The organism is Aneurinibacillus uraniidurans, from assembly GCF_028471905.1.
Lineage (GTDB): Bacteria > Bacillota > Bacilli > Aneurinibacillales > Aneurinibacillaceae > Aneurinibacillus > Aneurinibacillus uraniidurans.
Genome location: NZ_CP116902.1, coordinates 2,695,483 through 2,711,812, shown reverse-complemented (window position 1 = coordinate 2,711,812; position 16,330 = coordinate 2,695,483). Strand labels below are relative to the sequence as shown.

The 16,330-nt window shown below is 48.1% G+C and carries 16 protein-coding genes; 15 read left to right on the top strand and 1 reads right to left on the bottom strand.

Annotated features, from left to right (window positions below; genetic code table 11):
• The first annotated feature begins 96 nt into the window (after window positions 1–96).
• The 10 genes from PO771_RS13495 (at window position 97) to PO771_RS13450 (ending at window position 9,682) form a co-directional block, all read left to right on the top strand.
• Window positions 97–1,749 carry an acyl-CoA mutase large subunit family protein gene (locus PO771_RS13495; RefSeq protein WP_272560218.1) on the top strand — a complete coding sequence of 551 codons (1,653 nt, stop codon included), beginning with the start codon at window positions 97–99 and terminating at the stop codon, window positions 1,747–1,749.
• Window positions 1,750–1,767: 18 nt separating this feature from the next.
• Window positions 1,768–2,628: a methylmalonyl-CoA epimerase gene (mce, locus tag PO771_RS13490; RefSeq protein ID WP_272560217.1), complete on the top strand. Its 861-nt coding sequence runs from the start codon at window positions 1,768–1,770 to the stop codon at window positions 2,626–2,628.
• A 105-nt stretch (window positions 2,629–2,733) separates the two neighbouring features.
• Window positions 2,734–4,281, top strand: a complete 1,548-nt coding sequence (locus PO771_RS13485; protein ID WP_272563175.1) for an acyl-CoA carboxylase subunit beta — start codon at window positions 2,734–2,736, stop codon at window positions 4,279–4,281.
• 13 nt (window positions 4,282–4,294) lie between these two features.
• Window positions 4,295–4,570: a hypothetical protein gene (locus PO771_RS13480; protein WP_272560216.1), complete on the top strand. Its 276-nt coding sequence runs from the start codon at window positions 4,295–4,297 to the stop codon at window positions 4,568–4,570.
• Between the two features lie 96 nt (window positions 4,571–4,666).
• On the top strand, window positions 4,667–5,788 hold the full coding sequence (locus PO771_RS13475) for a M20/M25/M40 family metallo-hydrolase (protein WP_272560215.1): 1,122 nt from the start codon (window positions 4,667–4,669) through the stop codon (window positions 5,786–5,788).
• 100 nt (window positions 5,789–5,888) lie between these two features.
• Entirely contained in the window at window positions 5,889–6,986 is a 1,098-nt protein-coding gene (locus tag PO771_RS13470) for a DUF3866 family protein (RefSeq protein ID WP_272560214.1), read from the top strand.
• Window positions 6,987–7,031: 45 nt separating this feature from the next.
• Window positions 7,032–7,562 carry an NUDIX domain-containing protein gene (locus PO771_RS13465; RefSeq protein ID WP_272560213.1) on the top strand — a complete coding sequence of 177 codons (531 nt, stop codon included), beginning with the start codon at window positions 7,032–7,034 and terminating at the stop codon, window positions 7,560–7,562.
• A gap of 68 nt (window positions 7,563–7,630) precedes the next feature.
• Window positions 7,631–8,293: a stage II sporulation protein M gene (gene spoIIM / locus PO771_RS13460; protein ID WP_272560212.1), complete on the top strand. Its 663-nt coding sequence runs from the start codon at window positions 7,631–7,633 to the stop codon at window positions 8,291–8,293.
• Window positions 8,294–8,366: 73 nt separating this feature from the next.
• Window positions 8,367–8,846, top strand: coding sequence for a ferric iron uptake transcriptional regulator (gene fur / locus PO771_RS13455; protein ID WP_272560211.1), 480 nt, complete (start codon window positions 8,367–8,369; stop codon window positions 8,844–8,846).
• Window positions 8,847–8,992: 146 nt separating this feature from the next.
• Window positions 8,993–9,682, top strand: a complete 690-nt coding sequence (locus tag PO771_RS13450) for a GNAT family N-acetyltransferase (protein ID WP_272560210.1) — start codon at window positions 8,993–8,995, stop codon at window positions 9,680–9,682.
• Between the two features lie 165 nt (window positions 9,683–9,847).
• Here PO771_RS13450 and PO771_RS13445 read toward each other — a convergent pair whose 3' ends face one another.
• Window positions 9,848–11,929: a peptidoglycan D,D-transpeptidase FtsI family protein gene (locus tag PO771_RS13445; RefSeq protein WP_272560209.1), complete on the bottom strand. Its 2,082-nt coding sequence runs from the start codon at window positions 11,927–11,929 to the stop codon at window positions 9,848–9,850.
• A 146-nt stretch (window positions 11,930–12,075) separates the two neighbouring features.
• Here PO771_RS13445 and PO771_RS13440 point away from each other — a divergent pair, with 146 nt between their 5' ends.
• From PO771_RS13440 to PO771_RS13420, 5 genes are all read left to right on the top strand, one after another.
• Window positions 12,076–12,312, top strand: coding sequence for a DUF4227 family protein (locus PO771_RS13440; RefSeq protein WP_272560208.1), 237 nt, complete (start codon window positions 12,076–12,078; stop codon window positions 12,310–12,312).
• 115 nt (window positions 12,313–12,427) lie between these two features.
• A complete protein-coding gene (xerD, locus tag PO771_RS13435) occupies window positions 12,428–13,315 on the top strand; it encodes a site-specific tyrosine recombinase XerD (protein WP_272560207.1) in 888 nt (295 codons plus the stop codon).
• Window positions 13,316–13,396: 81 nt separating this feature from the next.
• Window positions 13,397–14,587, top strand: coding sequence for a phosphopentomutase (gene deoB, locus PO771_RS13430; protein ID WP_272560206.1), 1,191 nt, complete (start codon window positions 13,397–13,399; stop codon window positions 14,585–14,587).
• A gap of 12 nt (window positions 14,588–14,599) precedes the next feature.
• A complete protein-coding gene (locus PO771_RS13425; protein ID WP_272560205.1) occupies window positions 14,600–15,433 on the top strand; it encodes a purine-nucleoside phosphorylase in 834 nt (277 codons plus the stop codon).
• Entirely contained in the window at window positions 15,433–16,260 is an 828-nt protein-coding gene (locus PO771_RS13420) for a purine-nucleoside phosphorylase (RefSeq protein ID WP_272560204.1), read from the top strand. The genes PO771_RS13425 and PO771_RS13420 overlap by 1 nt, the downstream gene beginning before the upstream one ends.
• The last annotated feature ends 70 nt before the right edge of the window (window positions 16,261–16,330 follow it).

Sequence of the window (16,330 nt, the reverse complement as noted above, 5' to 3'; positions counted from 1 at the left end):
TCGAATATGTAGAAAGATTGGAACAATTGCAGAGTTCCATATCCAGAGTTACAGAGAGAGACATAATAACGGAGTGTTCTGCGAGGAGGGAAAACCATGGGTAAAAACAAAGGAAAAAAAGCGCTACAAAGCTGGCAGGAGAAGGTAGAAGCACGCCTTGCTAAAGTACCCGAGCGCAAAGAAACATTTACGAATTCTTCCGGTATGGAAGTGGAACGGGTTTATTTACCAGATGAGTTGACAGAAGAGTACATGGAGAAATCAGGTCTTCCGGGTGAATATCCGTACACACGTGGCGTACAGCCAACGATGTACCGTGGTCGTTTTTGGACGATGCGTCAGTATGCAGGCTTCGGTTCTGCAGAAGAAACAAATAAGCGTTTCAAATATTTGTTGGAGCAAGGTCAGACTGGCTTAAGCTGTGCGTTCGACCTGCCAACACAGATCGGCTACGATTCCGATGATGCGATGTCTACCGGCGAGGTAGGGAAAGTAGGCGTAGCGATTGATTCACTTGAAGATATGGAATTACTACTCAATGGTATCCCACTTGACAAAGTAAGTACGTCAATGACGATCAATGCCCCGGCATCTGTCCTGCTTGCGATGTACATTGCAGTCGGCGAGAAGCAAGGCGTACCGTCTGAGAAACTGTCTGGAACCATTCAGAATGACATTCTTAAAGAATACATTGCACGCGGCACATACATTTTCCCACCAAAGCCGTCGATGCGATTGATTACTGATATTTTTGAATACTGCGCGAACAATGTTCCGAAATGGAACACGATTAGCATCAGCGGCTATCACATTCGTGAAGCCGGTTCTACAGCTGTGCAGGAAGTAGCGTTTACGCTTGCGGATGCTGTGGCATATGTAGAAGCGGCGATCAAGGCTGGTCTTGATGTTGATGATTTCGCGCCGCAGCTTTCGTTCTTCTTTAACGGTCATAACAACTTCTTTGAAGAAATCGCGAAGTTCCGTGCGGCACGCCGCATCTGGTCTCGCCTGATGAAAGAGAAGTATGGTGCGAAAAATCCGAAGTCCTGGCAGTTCCGCGTACACACGCAAACAGGCGGTTCTACGCTGACAGCCCAGCAGCCGGATAATAATATTGTTCGCGTTACCGTGCAGGCGCTTGCGGCCGTTCTTGGCGGTACACAGAGCTTGCACACGAACTCCCGTGACGAAGCACTTGCGCTTCCAACAGAAGAATCAGCACGTATTGCTCTGCGTACGCAGCAGATCATTGCATACGAAACAGGTGTAACCGATACGGTTGATCCACTGGCTGGTTCATACTTTGTGGAAAGTCTGACAGATCAGATTGAGCAGCAAGTACTCGATTACATGAAAAAGATCGAGGACATTGGCGGTGCTGTTGCAGCGGTTGAGCAAGGCTACATGCAGCGTGAAATTCACGAGAAAGCATATGAGTTCCAAAAGCAAGTGGAAAGCGGCGAAGAAGTTGTGGTCGGCGTGAACAAGTTCCGCATCGAAGGCGAGAAGCAGCCGGAACTGCTCCGCGTAGACCCAAGCCTCGGCAAAGTACAGCGTGCCAAATTAGAAGAGCTGCGTGCACGCCGGGACAACGACAAAGTGCAGACAGCGCTCGAAGCGCTTCGAGCTGGTGCACAAGGTACGGATAACCTGATGCCACTTATTCTCGATGCGGTGCGTGTATATGCAACAATCGGCGAGATTTGTGGTGTGCTGCGTGAAGAATTCGGCGAGTACCGGGCTGTATAACGGGGAGGAACAAGACAGATGGAGAAGAAAATTCGCGTATTAGTAGCTAAGCCAGGTCTAGATGGACATGATCGTGGCGCACTGGTTATCGCCCAGGCGCTGCGTGATGAAGGTATGGAAGTAATCTACACAGGCCTGCGTCAAACACCGGCGCAGATCGTAGCGAGTGCGATTCAGGAAGACGTAAGTGTAATCGGTCTGTCCTGCTTGTCTGGTGCACATAATGAGTTGTTCCCGGAAGTAATCCGTCTGCTCAAAGAGCAAGGGGCAGATGACATTCTTGTAATCGGCGGCGGTGTAATTCCGGATGAGGATATTCCGTTCCTTGAAGAGAGCGGCGTGGCGCAGGTGTTTACACCAGGAACAAACACAAAAGATGCGGCAGATTTTATCCGTCACAAGCTTAATGTAGCGGATGCGGGTACAGAGCCGCTTATGTCATCTCCAGAAAAAATCGAGCATATCGGCATCGCTGTAAAAAACCTCGATGAATCTGTGAAGTTCTATACGCAAGTGCTCGGCCTGAAGTTAACAGGCTTTGAAACAGTAGAAAGCGAACATGTTCGTGTGGCATTTCTTGAAATCGGAGAAACTCACATTGAACTGTTAGAGCCGACAAGCCCGGAAAGTGCGATTGCGAAATTCATTGAGAAGAAGGGCGAAGGCATCCACCATGTTGCGCTCAAAGTAGACAATCAGACAGAGCGCCTTGCTACTCTGAAAGAAGCAGGCGTAAAGCTGATTACGGAAACACCGAAACTTGGTGCGCATAACAACATGGTTGCATTCCTGCATCCGAAAGCAACGGGCGGTGTCTTGCTTGAGCTGTGTCAGAAAGCAGAAGCTACTGCGCCAACAGGACACGAAGACAAACACTAAATATGGAATAATGAGGAAATAAGGCGGATTCCAGTCCGCCTTTTTCCGCTACGTATATAAATAGAGATTGGATTTGGATAGGAGGATTTTTGTATTATGAGCACGATGTATGACAAAATCGATGAGATGTACGAACGCCGCCGCAAAGTTGAACTCGGCGGTGGCGATAAGCGGATTGACGCCCAGCATAACCGGGGCAAGTTAACCGCACGCGAGCGGATTGATATTTTTCTTGACCCGAATACATTCGTAGAACTGAATCCGTTTATCGAGCACCGTACCACGAATTTTGGTATGGAAAAAATGGAAGGACCAGGCGAAGGTGTTGTAACTGGATACGGTAAAGTAAACGGTCGCCTCGTATTCATCTTCTCGCAGGACTTTACAGTATTCGGTGGTGCACTTGGAGAGATGCACGCACAGAAGATTGCGAAAGTAATGGACCTTGCTGCGAAAAACGGCGCACCGATGATCGGCTTGAATGATTCCGGTGGTGCACGTATTCAGGAGGGGGTAGAATCGCTTGATGGCTATGGCCATGTATTCTATCGCAACTCTGTTTATTCCGGTGTAATTCCGCAGATCTCGGTAATTATGGGACCGTGCGCGGGTGGTGCGGTGTATTCTCCGGCCATTACTGACTTTGTCTGCATGGTAGAAAAAACAAGTCAGATGTTCATTACCGGACCAAAAGTAATCGAAGCTGTAACCGGTGAAAAGATTTCATCTGAAAACCTTGGCGGAGCAAAAGTACACGCTTCGATCAGCGGAAACGCACATCTTACATCTCCATCCGAGCCAGAAATGCTCGAAGAAATTCGCCGTCTGCTTAGCTTCCTGCCGCAGAATAACATGGAAGACGCGCCAGCTGTGCCGTATGAGCGCAAGAAAAATGATGGCTGGGATGACGAGCTTGCTGAGATTGTGCCGATTGCCACTACGAAAGTATACGATGTGCGCAAAGTAATTGAGCGTATTGTTGATAACGGTGATTTCATGGAAATCCAGCCAGATTTCGCGAAAAACATCGTAATCGGCTTTGGTCGCATTGACGGTCATTCCGTTGGTCTGATTGCGAACCAACCGAAATTCATGGCGGGTGGACTTGATATTAACTCGTCTGACAAGCTGTCCCGTTTTATCCGTTTCTGTGATGCGTTTAATATTCCGCTTATTACATTTGAAGACGTATCAGGCTTCTTCCCTGGTATTAACCAGGAGCACGGCGGAATCATTCGTCACGGTGCAAAAATTCTGTACGCGTACTCGGAAGCAACTGTTCCGAAGATTACTGTTATTCTTCGCAAAGCATTTGGTGGCGCGTATGTAGCCCTGAACTCGAAAGCGATCGGCGCGGACATTGTATACGCATGGCCGAATGCAGAAATCGCGGTAATGGGTGCGGAAGGTGCAGCGAATATCATCTTTGCCCGTGAGATCGAAAACAGCGAGAACCCGGCGGAAACACGCCAGGCAAAAATCGCGGAATATCGCGACCAGTTCTCAAATCCGTATGTAGCAGCACGCCGCGGTATGGTTGACGATGTTATCGACCCACGCGAAACGCGCCAGAAGCTTCAGGAAGCACTGGAAATGCTGCGCAACAAGCGAGAAATGCGCCCGGCGAAAAAACACGGAAATATTCCGCTGTAAGGGGTAGGGTAGCATGAATCAGACACTTGAACGCGAAGTAGTAGCAGTTATGGAGGCTGCGGTAGCTGTAGAAGATACAGCTAGCACGCAGCTAGTGGATGAAGGTAGCCAAGCTTTTTCGACAGAAGATACTGGGACGCTGAACTGGAAGCAGGCTGGTCGTCATGCGCTTATGAATACGCGCAAGGTCGTTCAGAATCGCGCATACAATCAGTTGTATATGCGCACATTCCCGGCACGCGATGCAGGGGCGGAGCGACTGGCCCGCATGCGTCGCACACCAAGATAACGATATGTAATTAGTGGAAACACCCTCTGCTGTTATGTATAATAGACACCGTATAGTTGTACGTGTCTTTTATACAACATAGGAGGGTGTTTTTTTATGGTACATAAGGAACGGATTGTAACCGAGTTTATGGAACTCGTTCAAGTAGATAGTGAAACTAAGCATGAACGAGCGATTTGTGATGTGCTGAAAGCAAAGTTTACAGAGCTTGGGCTTACGGTTGTTGAGGACGATGCTGCATCCAAAACCGACCATGAAGCCGGGAACATCGTGGCGACACTTCAGGGAACAGCGGAAGGAACGACGATTTATTTTACATGTCATATGGACACAGTCGTGCCGGGTACAGGCATTAAGCCGAGCATTCAGGATGGCTATATCGTCTCAGATGGTACAACCATTCTAGGAAGCGATGATAAAGCCGGGATTGCCGCGATGTTTGAAGCGGTGCGAGTTTTGCAAGAAACGAATACGCCGCATGCGACGATTCAATTCCTTATCACGGTTGGGGAAGAGTCAGGCTTGCAAGGTGTTAAAGTATTAGACCCGACCCTGCTTACGGCAAAGTATGGCTTCGCACTCGACAGCAATGGAAAAGTAGGTGACATTATTATTGCTGCGCCGAATCAGGCTAAATTTACAGCGGTCATCCACGGTCGTTCCGCGCATGCGGGTGTAAATCCAGAAGCAGGTATTAGTGCGATCCAGGTGGCAAGCAAAGCGATTTCTCGCATGCCGCTTGGCCGGATTGATCGTGAGACGACAGCGAACGTCGGCAGCTTTGAAGGTGTGGGACCGACAAACATTGTATGCGAGAAAGCGATCGTACATGCAGAGGCACGCAGTCTGGTGCGTGAGAATCTGGATGCCCAACTCGAAAAAATGAAACAGGCGTTTGAAGGGACAGCGGCTGAATTTGGAGCAAGTGTGGACATTGAGATTGAGATCGCATATCCGGGTTTCAAATTCTCAGAAGCGGATGAAGTGGTCCAGCGCGCAGTAGTGGGTGTGAAAGCAGTCGGGCGTAAGCCGAATCTGTTGGCAAGCGGTGGTGGAAGTGACGCGAACGTTTTGTCTGGCTATGGCATTCCAACGGCGAATCTGGCGATTGGGTACGAAAACATTCACACAACGAAAGAAAAAATTCCGGTAGAAGAGCTCGTCAAAACAGCCGAACTTGTGGTAGCACTTTGTAAGGAAACGGTAGCTGAATCATAACTGTATGTAGGGATGTCTCGCATGATCGAGGCATCCTTTTTAGCGTGCTTTTTCACCAAAAGTCTGCATAACCTTCTTTAACTGAAAGGAGGGAAAACGGATGATCACATGGGCATACGGAACCGTACTGCGTATTGTACGAACCGAGAATGATATACAGGAAGTCGAAGTAGAGATTGCGGGAGAAGAAGCGCGGGCGCTGCATTATCCGCACTGGCTTGGGAAGATAGAAGCAGGCGAGCGGGTGCTTCTAAATACGACAGCCGTTCTGCTCGGACTTGGAAGCGGAGGGTATCATTTCGTCGCGGCACGATCTGGAGATAAGGACATTGATATACCACAACAGCCGCTACATCGGAAAAACGGACATATTATGAAAGGGCGGTACACCCCATTTCAGCATGCAGTCCTGGCGGTAGAAGAGCCGGGGAGCCCATATCATGAACAGTTTTCTGCAGTAAGGGAAGACGCATTGAAAGGCATGCCGGTCGTAGTTGGAGAGCTGCATAGTATGCTGCCGGCTTTTGCATTAGCCTTACATCATGATAAAAGCAGAAGTCCATATCGACTTGTGTATATCATGAGTGAAGGTGGGGCGCAGCCACTTGCGCTTAGTGAGCATGTACGAGCGCTGCGACAAGCGGGAAAAATAAGCGCAGTGATTACATATGGACATGTGTTTGGTGGAGATAGTGAATGTATCAATCTGTACACGGCATTAGTGGCTGCAAGATTGGTGTGGCAGGCTGATATTGTGATTGTGGCACCAGGGCCGGGAACGGTTGGAACGGCAACGCCATTTGGTTTTAGCGGCATGGAGCAGATCGCAATTGTGCAAGCTATACGCAGTCTCGGTGGCCTTCCGATTTTGCTTCCACGCGTAAGCAAAGCAGATAAGCGCACCCGGCATCAAGGGGTTAGTCATCATACACGAACGGTTCTGCGTTTTTTACGGGATACATCGCTTGTCATTAATACGGCGCAGGAGTTGGCAGATGAGTGGGGAGAACAATCGGTGTCTCATACTATTATTTTGCATGAGACACTTCCGGTGAAAATATGGGGAGAAATTACAGATGACTATGCTATTCCGCTTACGACGATGAAACGAGGGATAGAGGAGGATGCTCTTTTTTTTGCTCATATGTATTACGCAGCCCGCTTTCTTCAGACAATGGATTTCTCTTCCTTGTTATGATTCAATAAACAGGAGAATACTATTTGTCGGAAATGAGGATAGAATATGAACGAGAAAACAGTTAGCAGTCAAACGATTTATGAAGGAAAAGTGATCACCTTAAAAGTGGACGAGGTAGAACTTCCAAATGGAAAAACAGCATCCCGTGAAATTGTCACTCATCCGGGGGCGGTTGCGGTGATGGCGATTACAGACGACAATCGCCTAGTCGTTGTGCGCCAGTTCCGCAAGCCGCTTGAGCGTACCATTGTGGAGATTCCGGCCGGGAAGCTGGAGCCAGGAGAGGAACCTGTCGTATGTGCGCACCGTGAGCTAGAAGAAGAGACAGGCTATACGACGCAGACAATGCAGCATGTAGCTTCGTGTTATACATCACCTGGTTTTGCAAATGAAATCATTCATCTGTATCGTACGAATGGCTTGATAGCGGGAGAAGCAAAGCCGGATGAGGATGAATTCGTCGAGTTGATGCACATCACCATTGAAGAAGCCCAGCAGCTCATTGCGGCTGGTGAGATTTGTGATGCGAAAACCATCATGGCTGTGTATGCCTGGCAGATTGAAACACACGCATAATCGTTATGCATAAGTCCTCTCTGTTCGTCATATATATGACGGTAAGTTGAACAGAGGGGAGAAATCCGATGGCACGCGGTAAATGGGGACAAACATTCCAGCAAAATCTGCGCGAGAATTCATCGCTTTATTTGTTTACGACCGTGCTGTTTGTGATGGGGCTTGGTTTTGGGGCAGTCGTAGTTAATTCACTTGGGTTGACGCAAAAGCAGGAACTGTACATGTATGTAAGTCAGTTTTTTCATGAACTAAAAACGGACAACATTGCTGAGCCTGTGCGCAGTTTTCAAAATTCGCTCGGTCATTACTTGAAGTACCTTGGGTTTATGTGGCTGCTCGGCCTGTCTGTCATCGGGCTGCCGCTCATTCTGTTAATGGTCTTCCTCAAAGGAGTAGTACTTGGCTTTACTGTTGGATTTTTAGTGAACCAGCTTCACTGGGAAGGTTTGTATTTTGCTGTGGTGTCTGTACTTCCGCAAAACCTGCTGGTGATTCCAGTTGTCATTATTGTAGCGACAGCGGGTGTATCGTTTTCGATGCAGTTGATTCAGTCACGATTTATGAAGCGGGGTGGAGCTATTTATCCACGGTTTCTCATGTATAGTCTGCTCATTCTCATCATGGGTGGAGTGATGACGGTGGCAGCAGCTTTTGAAGCATTTATCTCACCTGCACTGATGAAGCATGCAAGTGCAGCAGTGATGAAATTTATAATAGTTATTATTAAATAAGAATTATATTTGACTCAGTATACACCCTCCACTATAATAATCATGTATGAAAGCTGCTCGGGGAGGGTCTGTGATGGAAGAACGAATTGAGAGAATCAGACAGCAATTGCATGAAAGTAGTTATAAGCTGACTCCGCAGCGGGAAGCGACACTTCGGGTGTTGCTCGAAAATGAAGAAAAGCATCTATCCGCCGAAGAAGTCTGGCTGCTTGTCAAACAGAAAGCTCCGGAAACCGGCCTTGCGACTGTATACCGTACGTTAGAGCTAATGAGTGAGCTTGGCATTCTCGATAAAGTGAATTTTGGTGATGGCGCGGTACGTTACGATTTCCGTAATGAAGATGCTGAACATCATCATCATCATTTAATATGTGTGGAATGCGGCACAGTAGATGAGATTCATGAAGATCTTCTTGGCGAAGTGGAGCAGGCTGTCAGTGAAAAGTTTCACTTTCATATTTTGGATCATCGTTTGTCATTTCATGGTGTATGTCACCGCTGTATCGACAATGTTGACCTGGACGAAGTTAGCAAACCAAAACCACAAATGTAGACAAAGTGAAGCTGTCCCAAAAGCCAGAATATGGCGAACGGGACGGCTTTTTTCGTAACCTAATTTGTCTCGCTCATCTGTGGTATACTATAGGTACCATTCTCATTGCTTATATAGCGAGATGGGAAAAATAGGAGGTTATTTTTATGTTTGTTAGCTCTCAGAATGATGAAGCTGACAGGTTAACATGGAAGCAGGAAGTAAAGGACGAACACGACCTTGTCATTCGTACGTATTCACAGGATGATTTTGAAGGCATTAAAGAAATGGAAAAAGTGGTGTATCCACCGCCGTGGCCGCAAGATGATCTTTGGAGTGTAGAGCAGCTGCAAAGTCATATTGATGTGTTTGAAGAAGGAGCGCTTTGTGCCGAGTATGAAGAGGAGATTGTCGGCACGATGACGACATTTATTACGGATGAGATGGCAGAAGCCGAGCATACGTGGGAAGAAGTAACAGACCATGGGTATCTGGCTCATTCGCATAACGAAGCAGGCGACACGTTATACGTCGCAGACCTTCAGGTAAATCCGATGTATCGCAAACTTGGCATCGGAAAACAATTAATGTTTAAAGGCTATGAATTGGTACAGCATCTTGGGTTGCGCCGCTTGATCGGTGCGGTACGTATGCCGGGCTATTGTGCATATAAGGCACAACTTACACCGGAGCAGTACGTATCCGCAGTAGTGGCAGGCCGCCTGAAAGATCCGGTTATTACATTTATGATGCACTGTGGTCGTATCCCGTTGCATGTCGTGCACAATTATCTCCATGATGTTCGCTCGGGTAATAATGCACTTCTTATGGAGTGGCGAAATCCTGATTTTCATTAATTAATGTATATGGATTGAAAGTATAGAGGGGCAATGTCTCACACGTCAGGATCGGACGAGTGGGACTCGCCTCTTTTTTGTTTTATCTTGAGTACCCCACCTTCACACGTTGTCGAACGACAAAAAAGGACTGCCCTGTAAATCGCTCACAGGACAGTCCTTTCATCATTTCTTCGTTGTATTCGGAGCCGCAGTCGCAGGAACATACGGCTTATCTATTGGACCAAGGCCAACGTGTTTATTATACGAGTCATAGATCGCCCGTGCGATCATACCGGCAGATTGACTACCATAGCCACCTTCCGGAACGATAACTGCAACCGCAAGCTTTGGATCTTCAGCGGGAGCGAATGAAATAAACACCCCGTTATTAATCTTGTTAGCTTTGTGCCAGGTTACTTTTTTCGAGAAGTCGACAGAGCTAGGAACGTAAATATCTTGCTGAGATGTACCGGTTTTAGCCGCTACATGGTACGGGAATCCGGCAAAGGCGGTTACCCCTGTACCCCCTTGTTCGGTCGTAACCATGACCATTCCCTGGTGTACAACTCGCCAGTACTCGTCCGGGAGATTCAGTTTGCTCAGAACTTCTGGTTTGAATGACTGGACTACTTTACCATTATTGTCTACGATCCGGTCTACTAACTGCGGACGATAGCGAACACCCTTACTTGCCAGTGTCGCTGTGTACTGAGCAAGCTGCATGGTAGTATAGCGACCTTGCTGACCGAAGGAAGCTTGTACCATCGCAGCAGTTGGACCATATTTTGCATTCATTACAAGGAAATCTTCCTTACCGCTTGATTCATTCGGCAAATCGATCCCGGTTTTGATACCCAGGCCGAAGGCACGGAGGTATTTCTGATACGTAAAGATCGTATCCTTGCCTAACTTATCACGTAGTGCTTTACCAACCCGGGCCATATACGTATTAGACGAGAACTTAAGTGCCCGTTGTGGAGTTAATAAGCCGTAATTATGGTTGCTGTCATTGTGAATGACGTCCCCTGCTGAAGAACCATATCGATAAGCACCAGGGTCTGACCATGTGTCATCAGGCGTGATGACCTTTTCTGCAAGACCCGTTAGAACCGTCGCTGGCTTGAGAACCGAACCAGATGGAAGGATAGAGGCCGGATGCTTATATGTTTCTAATGCGGCATCGTCACCGGTCTTCGGACGAACGTCGTGCGGGGCACTGTTGATTGTACCGTTCGGGAATGAATACTGGTTCGCCTCGTACGTTTCTTTATCCGGTCCAGATGTCCAGATATTCGGATCGTATTCTGGGTAGCTGACCATGGCGATAACTCGGCCCGTTTTGACTTCGATTGCTACTGCATAGGCGTTGCGGGCATTGTACGCATTCTTACCGGTTCCGCGCAGTTTTGGCAGGAAGTCTTTAATAAAATTACGGGTGTCAAGCTGTACGCGCTCATCAATCGTCAGATACAGGTTGTTGCCTCGTTTTGGCGGAACTTCCTTAATTTGTTGCAGGATTGTCTGGTTGGCAGCTACCTGATACAGGCGATAGCCATTTTCACCGCGCAGTTGGTCTTCGTAACTGCGTTCAATTCCATCATATCCGACCATCTGATTTGGTAGATACGAATCTTTGCGTGCCAGATAGTATTCGTTGCCCTGATTTTCGGCAACGTTGAACGGGCGCACATAGCCGATTGCCTGTACAGCAACTTGATTTGGATCATAGACACGAATAGGCTTTGTGACGACCGTGATCCCATCGAGCTCGCTGCGATGCTCGGCGAGATACGCGATTTCTTTTTGCGACAGATCATATTTCAGATCCTTTTCAAGAAATTTGCTTGTCATGCGCATCGTACGTTCGACTTTGCCGTTTTTGAATTCGTAGCCCACATCCATTTTTTTAAGCAAGTCTTCTTTTTTTGTACCTGCAAGAATTTTTTCCAGCTTGGTCGCAAGGTTTACGTAATACGCTTCGTTCATATAATCCTTTTCTTGAAATACAGCGGTAAACGAGCCCTGGCTGTGTACGATTAAGTTGCCGTTGCGGTCGTAAATGTTGCCCCGCATTGCCAGGATTGGAACTTTTTTGTCTGACTTTGACGTTGCTTCTTTTTCGAAGTTCGCGCCCTTCACAATTTGCACATAGGAGAGGCGGAAAATCATCGCAGAGAAAACGAGAAACACAACAAGCAGGAGCACATTTAAGCGGCTAAATATCGTTTTTACTCGTTCATTTCCTTTTTCTTCGTGGTTGTACATGGTTCATCCACACCTTATTTCTTAAAAAGTACACTCAACCACATATTCTAGCATGACAATGCGAAAATGAAAATGCTAGGCGAGTATAAAAACGTAGACAATCGAATAAGATGGAGCATATATGCAGTTCGCTGGAGGGGATTTGGATGTTTGTATCGTATCGACGCGTGTCAGAGATGGGGAAGCTCTTGCTCATTTTTATGGCCTGTACGTTTATTTTTTACCAGTTGTTTTTGTATCTGAATGATGTGATTAAGCCCGCACAGCCATACCACGAACCGGATGGAAAATCTTTAAAAGTCATGAAATCGCTTGGGGGCGCGGAGCAGATGTATGCGGACACGAAGCGGCGGCTGTTTGACTTTTATTACTATGGTGAATAGGTCAATAAAGTTTTGTATAACAGAAGGAAACCGAGTATCATTGTGGAATACAAATAATTATGGGACATGCTAGCGTGTGTACGCACGATTTCGGGATGGTTGAGGAGAGCAGGAAATGAAAGATTTGATCACCCAATTTATCCATTACCTTACGGTGGAGAGAGGGTTGGCCAAAAATACGCTAGAATCGTATCAGCGTGATTTGACCGCATACTGCACGTACGTGCAAAAAGAAGGTTTTACAGACATTAATCAGACAACACGGGCACAAATCATGGGCTATCTCATGCGATTGCAGGAGCAGGGACGAGCGACGGCTACGATATCGCGTAATGTAGCATCGATTCGGGCTTTTTATCAGTTTTTGTTGCGAGAGAAAATGACGGACAAAGATCCGAGCGTGAACTTAGAGTCTCCAAAGATTGAGAAGAAGCTGCCGCAGGTGTTGTCTGTAACGGAAGTGGAGACATTGTTGAATGGTCCGGATGCACATATTCCGACGGGCATGCGGGATAAAGCGATGCTTGAGCTTTTGTATGCGACAGGAATTCGGGTGTCTGAGCTCGTATCCTTGAATCTTAGCGATGTGAATCTGGCGATGGGTTTTGTCAAATGTTTTGGCAAAGGATCAAAAGAGCGCATTATTCCGCTTGGGCGGCTGGCGATTGAAAATGTGCGTGGCTATATTGAACGCAGCCGTCCGCTGTTGAAGAAGCGGGGGAGCGATGAAGCGCTGTTCCTGAATCACCACGGGCGCCGCCTGTCACGGCAAGGATTCTGGAAGATTATTAAGAAATATGCGCAGGTTGCGAACAGCAATAAGGAAGTTACGCCGCATACGCTCAGGCATTCGTTTGCGACACATTTATTAGAGAATGGAGCCGATCTTCGTTCGGTGCAGGAGATGCTTGGTCATGCGGATATTTCGACGACACAGATTTATACTCATGTAACGAAGACGCGCTTAAAAGAAGTGTATGCGAAGGCGCATCCGAGGGCATAAAACAAAGGGTACTTTTCACGCAAGCGGGAAGTGCCCTTTCCTATCGTTTTTGACATCAGCTATCAACAGGGAGGAATACATATGGCAGACTTTCAACGGGTGTTTTTGATTGTACTGGATAGTGTGGGCATTGGAGAGTTACCGGATGCCCCGGATTATGGGGATGCAGGTGCTCATACGCTTGGTCATATCGCCGAACGGCGCGGAGGACTTCGGGTGCCGAATCTAGAGCGTCTTGGGCTTGGTCGTATTGCGCCGCTTCAAGGTGTAGCGGCAGATACGCAAGCGATTGGGGCTTTTGGCAAGATGAAAGAAATCTCGCGCGGCAAGGATACATCAACCGGGCATTGGGAGATCATGGGACTTGAAGTGAAGACGCCATTTAAGACGTGGCCGAATGGGTTTCCTGATAGCTTGATTAAGCCGTTTTGTGAACGCATCGGACGTGGAGTGCTGGGCAATAAGCCAGCATCGGGAACGGAAATTCTTGATGAGCTAGGGGCCGAGCACATGCGGACGGGTGATGTGATTGTGTACACGTCAGCGGATAGTGTATTCCAGATCGCAGCTCATGAGGAAGTTGTACCGCTTAAAGAGTTGTACCGCATCTGTGAGGTAGCACGTGAGCTGACACTTGATGACGAACATTCGGTTGTGCGTGTGATTGCCCGTCCTTTCATCGGAGAGCCAGGGAATTTTACACGCACGGCAAACCGTCATGACTATTCGGTAGCGCCGCCGGGTGAAACGGTGATGAACCGGCTGAAAGATGCGGGGCTTGACTCGATTGCACTCGGCAAAATTTCAGATATTTATGCGGGAGAAGGCGTTACGGATTCGATTAAAACCAAGTCGAACATGGACGGGGTCGATAAGCTGCTTGATGTGATGAAGCGTGATTTTCACGGACTGGCCTTTGTGAATCTGGTTGATTTTGACGCGCTGTATGGTCACCGTCGTAATCCGCAGGGCTACGGGGATGCGATTGAAGCGTTTGACGCACGTCTGCCTGAGATTATAGCGGCGCTGCGCCCGGATGACTTGCTTATCATTACAGCTGATCATGGCAATGATCCCGTGCATCATGGAACGGATCATACACGGGAGTATGTGCCATTGCTCGCGTATCATACCGCGATGCAGTCTGCGCAAAATCTAGGTGTACGGGGGACGTTTGCGGATATCGGTGCGACGATTGCCGAGAATTTTGGCGTGGCACAGCCAGTCATTGGCACAAGCTTTCTAGAAGACATTGCAAAACGAGACGCATAAGGGGGAATTCTCATGCCAGATCAAGCTGCGATTCATGATGTACAAACGTATATTACCCAACAAACAACCGCCCGCCCGGAGATCGGACTGATTCTTGGGTCAGGTCTCGGGGTGTTAGCGGATGAAATTACCGATGCGGTTTATATTCCATATGGTGACATTCCACATTTTCCGATTTCGACCGTAGAGGGGCATAAAGGGCAGCTTGTCATCGGACAGCTTCACGGTAAGACGGTTGTCGCGATGCAGGGACGTTTCCATTACTATGAAGGGCATGGACTAGATGCGGTGACGTTTCCGGTTCATGTCATGAAAGCGATAGGCGTTACGAGTATCATCGTGACGAATGCAGCCGGAGGTGTGAACGAATCGTATGAAGCGGGTGATCTTATGCTGATTTCGGATCACTTGAATCTGACTGGTCGTCACCCGCTAATTGGACCGAATGATGAGGCGATTGGTGTGCGCTTCCCGGATATGTCAGCGGCGTATTGTCCGAAGTTGCGGATGCTGGCACGCCAGGTGGCAGAGCGCCGCGGCATTAAGCTACAAGAAGGTGTATATGCGGGCATGCTTGGCCCAAGTTATGAGACACCAGCGGAAATTCGGATGATCCGCATTCTTGGCGGTGATGCGGTTGGCATGTCAACTGTACCGGAAGTGATCGTAGCCCGTCATATTGGACTGCGTGTACTTGGGATTTCCTGCATTAGCAATATGGCGGCGGGTATTTTACCGCAACCATTGTCGCATGACGAAGTAATGGAGACGGCTGAGAAAGTGAAGCATACATTTTTGACGCTTGTGAAGGAGATTGTACAGGAGATGCCACGGGGGGACGTATAATGGGAGACAGAATGAAGCAGATAGAGGCTTCTGCCGCGTTTATTCAGGAGAAGATTGGCCCGCGCAAGCCGGAGGTCGGACTCATTCTCGGGTCTGGTCTCGGGGTGTTGGCTGACGAAATTACGGATGCAGTGCGAATTCCGTATGGTGACATTCCACATTTTCCGGTGTCGACTGTAGAAGGACACAAAGGAGAACTAGTAGTCGGGACACTTGAAGGACGAACGGTTGCGGCCATGCAGGGGCGTTTTCATTATTATGAAGGGTATACGATGCAGCAGGTCACACTTCCTGTGTATGTAATGCGGCAGTTAGGGATCGCCTCGCTTGTTGTGACGAATGCATGCGGTGGTATGAACAAAGCATTCGCACCAGGTGATTTGATGCTCATTTGCGATCACATTAATTGGACGGGTGATCATCCGCTAATCGGTGCGAACCTTCCGACGTTTGGTCCACGCTTCCCGGATATGTCGGATGCGTATACGGATGCGTATCGTAAGCATGCTCGCGCGAAAGCGGGGGAGCTTGGTATTGCTGTACAGGAAGGGGTGTATGCGGGAATTAGTGGTCCTTCGTATATGACGCCAGCAGAGCTCACGATGCTTGCTCGGATTGGGGCAGATGCAGTCGGTATGTCGACCGTACCAGAAGTAATTGCGGCCAGCCATGCTGGACTCAAAGTGCTTGGCATTGCGTGTGTAACCGATATGGCTATCGGAGAAGAACTGGCTCCGCTTACACATGACCAGGTAATGGAAGTAGCGAATCGTACCCGGCCTCATTTTCTTTCGCTTGTAAAAGCGATCATACCAGATTTAAAGTAAACTTCTCATGACCGCAATTAAGTTCAACAATATACGTAAAAAAGGCGGACAGAAAAACAAGCTGATCTCA

Excerpts from the sequence above, each read along its gene's own strand:
- PO771_RS13445 (WP_272560209.1), bottom strand. The coding sequence starts at position 11,929 with ATGTACAACCACGAAGAAAAAGGAAATGAACGAGTAAAAACGATATTT.
- deoB (WP_272560206.1), top strand. The coding sequence starts at position 13,397 with ATGGCAGACTTTCAACGGGTGTTTTTGATTGTACTGGATAGTGTGGGC.
- PO771_RS13470 (WP_272560214.1), top strand. The coding sequence starts at position 5,889 with ATGATCACATGGGCATACGGAACCGTACTGCGTATTGTACGAACCGAG.
- PO771_RS13480 (WP_272560216.1), top strand. The coding sequence starts at position 4,295 with ATGAATCAGACACTTGAACGCGAAGTAGTAGCAGTTATGGAGGCTGCG.
- PO771_RS13420 (WP_272560204.1), top strand. The coding sequence starts at position 15,433 with ATGGGAGACAGAATGAAGCAGATAGAGGCTTCTGCCGCGTTTATTCAG.
- PO771_RS13425 (WP_272560205.1), top strand. The coding sequence starts at position 14,600 with ATGCCAGATCAAGCTGCGATTCATGATGTACAAACGTATATTACCCAA.
- mce (WP_272560217.1), top strand. The coding sequence starts at position 1,768 with ATGGAGAAGAAAATTCGCGTATTAGTAGCTAAGCCAGGTCTAGATGGA.
- PO771_RS13475 (WP_272560215.1), top strand. The coding sequence starts at position 4,667 with ATGGTACATAAGGAACGGATTGTAACCGAGTTTATGGAACTCGTTCAA.
- spoIIM (WP_272560212.1), top strand. The coding sequence starts at position 7,631 with ATGGCACGCGGTAAATGGGGACAAACATTCCAGCAAAATCTGCGCGAG.
- PO771_RS13450 (WP_272560210.1), top strand. The coding sequence starts at position 8,993 with ATGTTTGTTAGCTCTCAGAATGATGAAGCTGACAGGTTAACATGGAAG.
- PO771_RS13495 (WP_272560218.1), top strand. The coding sequence starts at position 97 with ATGGGTAAAAACAAAGGAAAAAAAGCGCTACAAAGCTGGCAGGAGAAG.
- PO771_RS13465 (WP_272560213.1), top strand. The coding sequence starts at position 7,032 with ATGAACGAGAAAACAGTTAGCAGTCAAACGATTTATGAAGGAAAAGTG.
- PO771_RS13440 (WP_272560208.1), top strand. The coding sequence starts at position 12,076 with ATGTTTGTATCGTATCGACGCGTGTCAGAGATGGGGAAGCTCTTGCTC.
- PO771_RS13485 (WP_272563175.1), top strand. The coding sequence starts at position 2,734 with ATGTATGACAAAATCGATGAGATGTACGAACGCCGCCGCAAAGTTGAA.
- fur (WP_272560211.1), top strand. The coding sequence starts at position 8,367 with ATGGAAGAACGAATTGAGAGAATCAGACAGCAATTGCATGAAAGTAGT.
- xerD (WP_272560207.1), top strand. The coding sequence starts at position 12,428 with ATGAAAGATTTGATCACCCAATTTATCCATTACCTTACGGTGGAGAGA.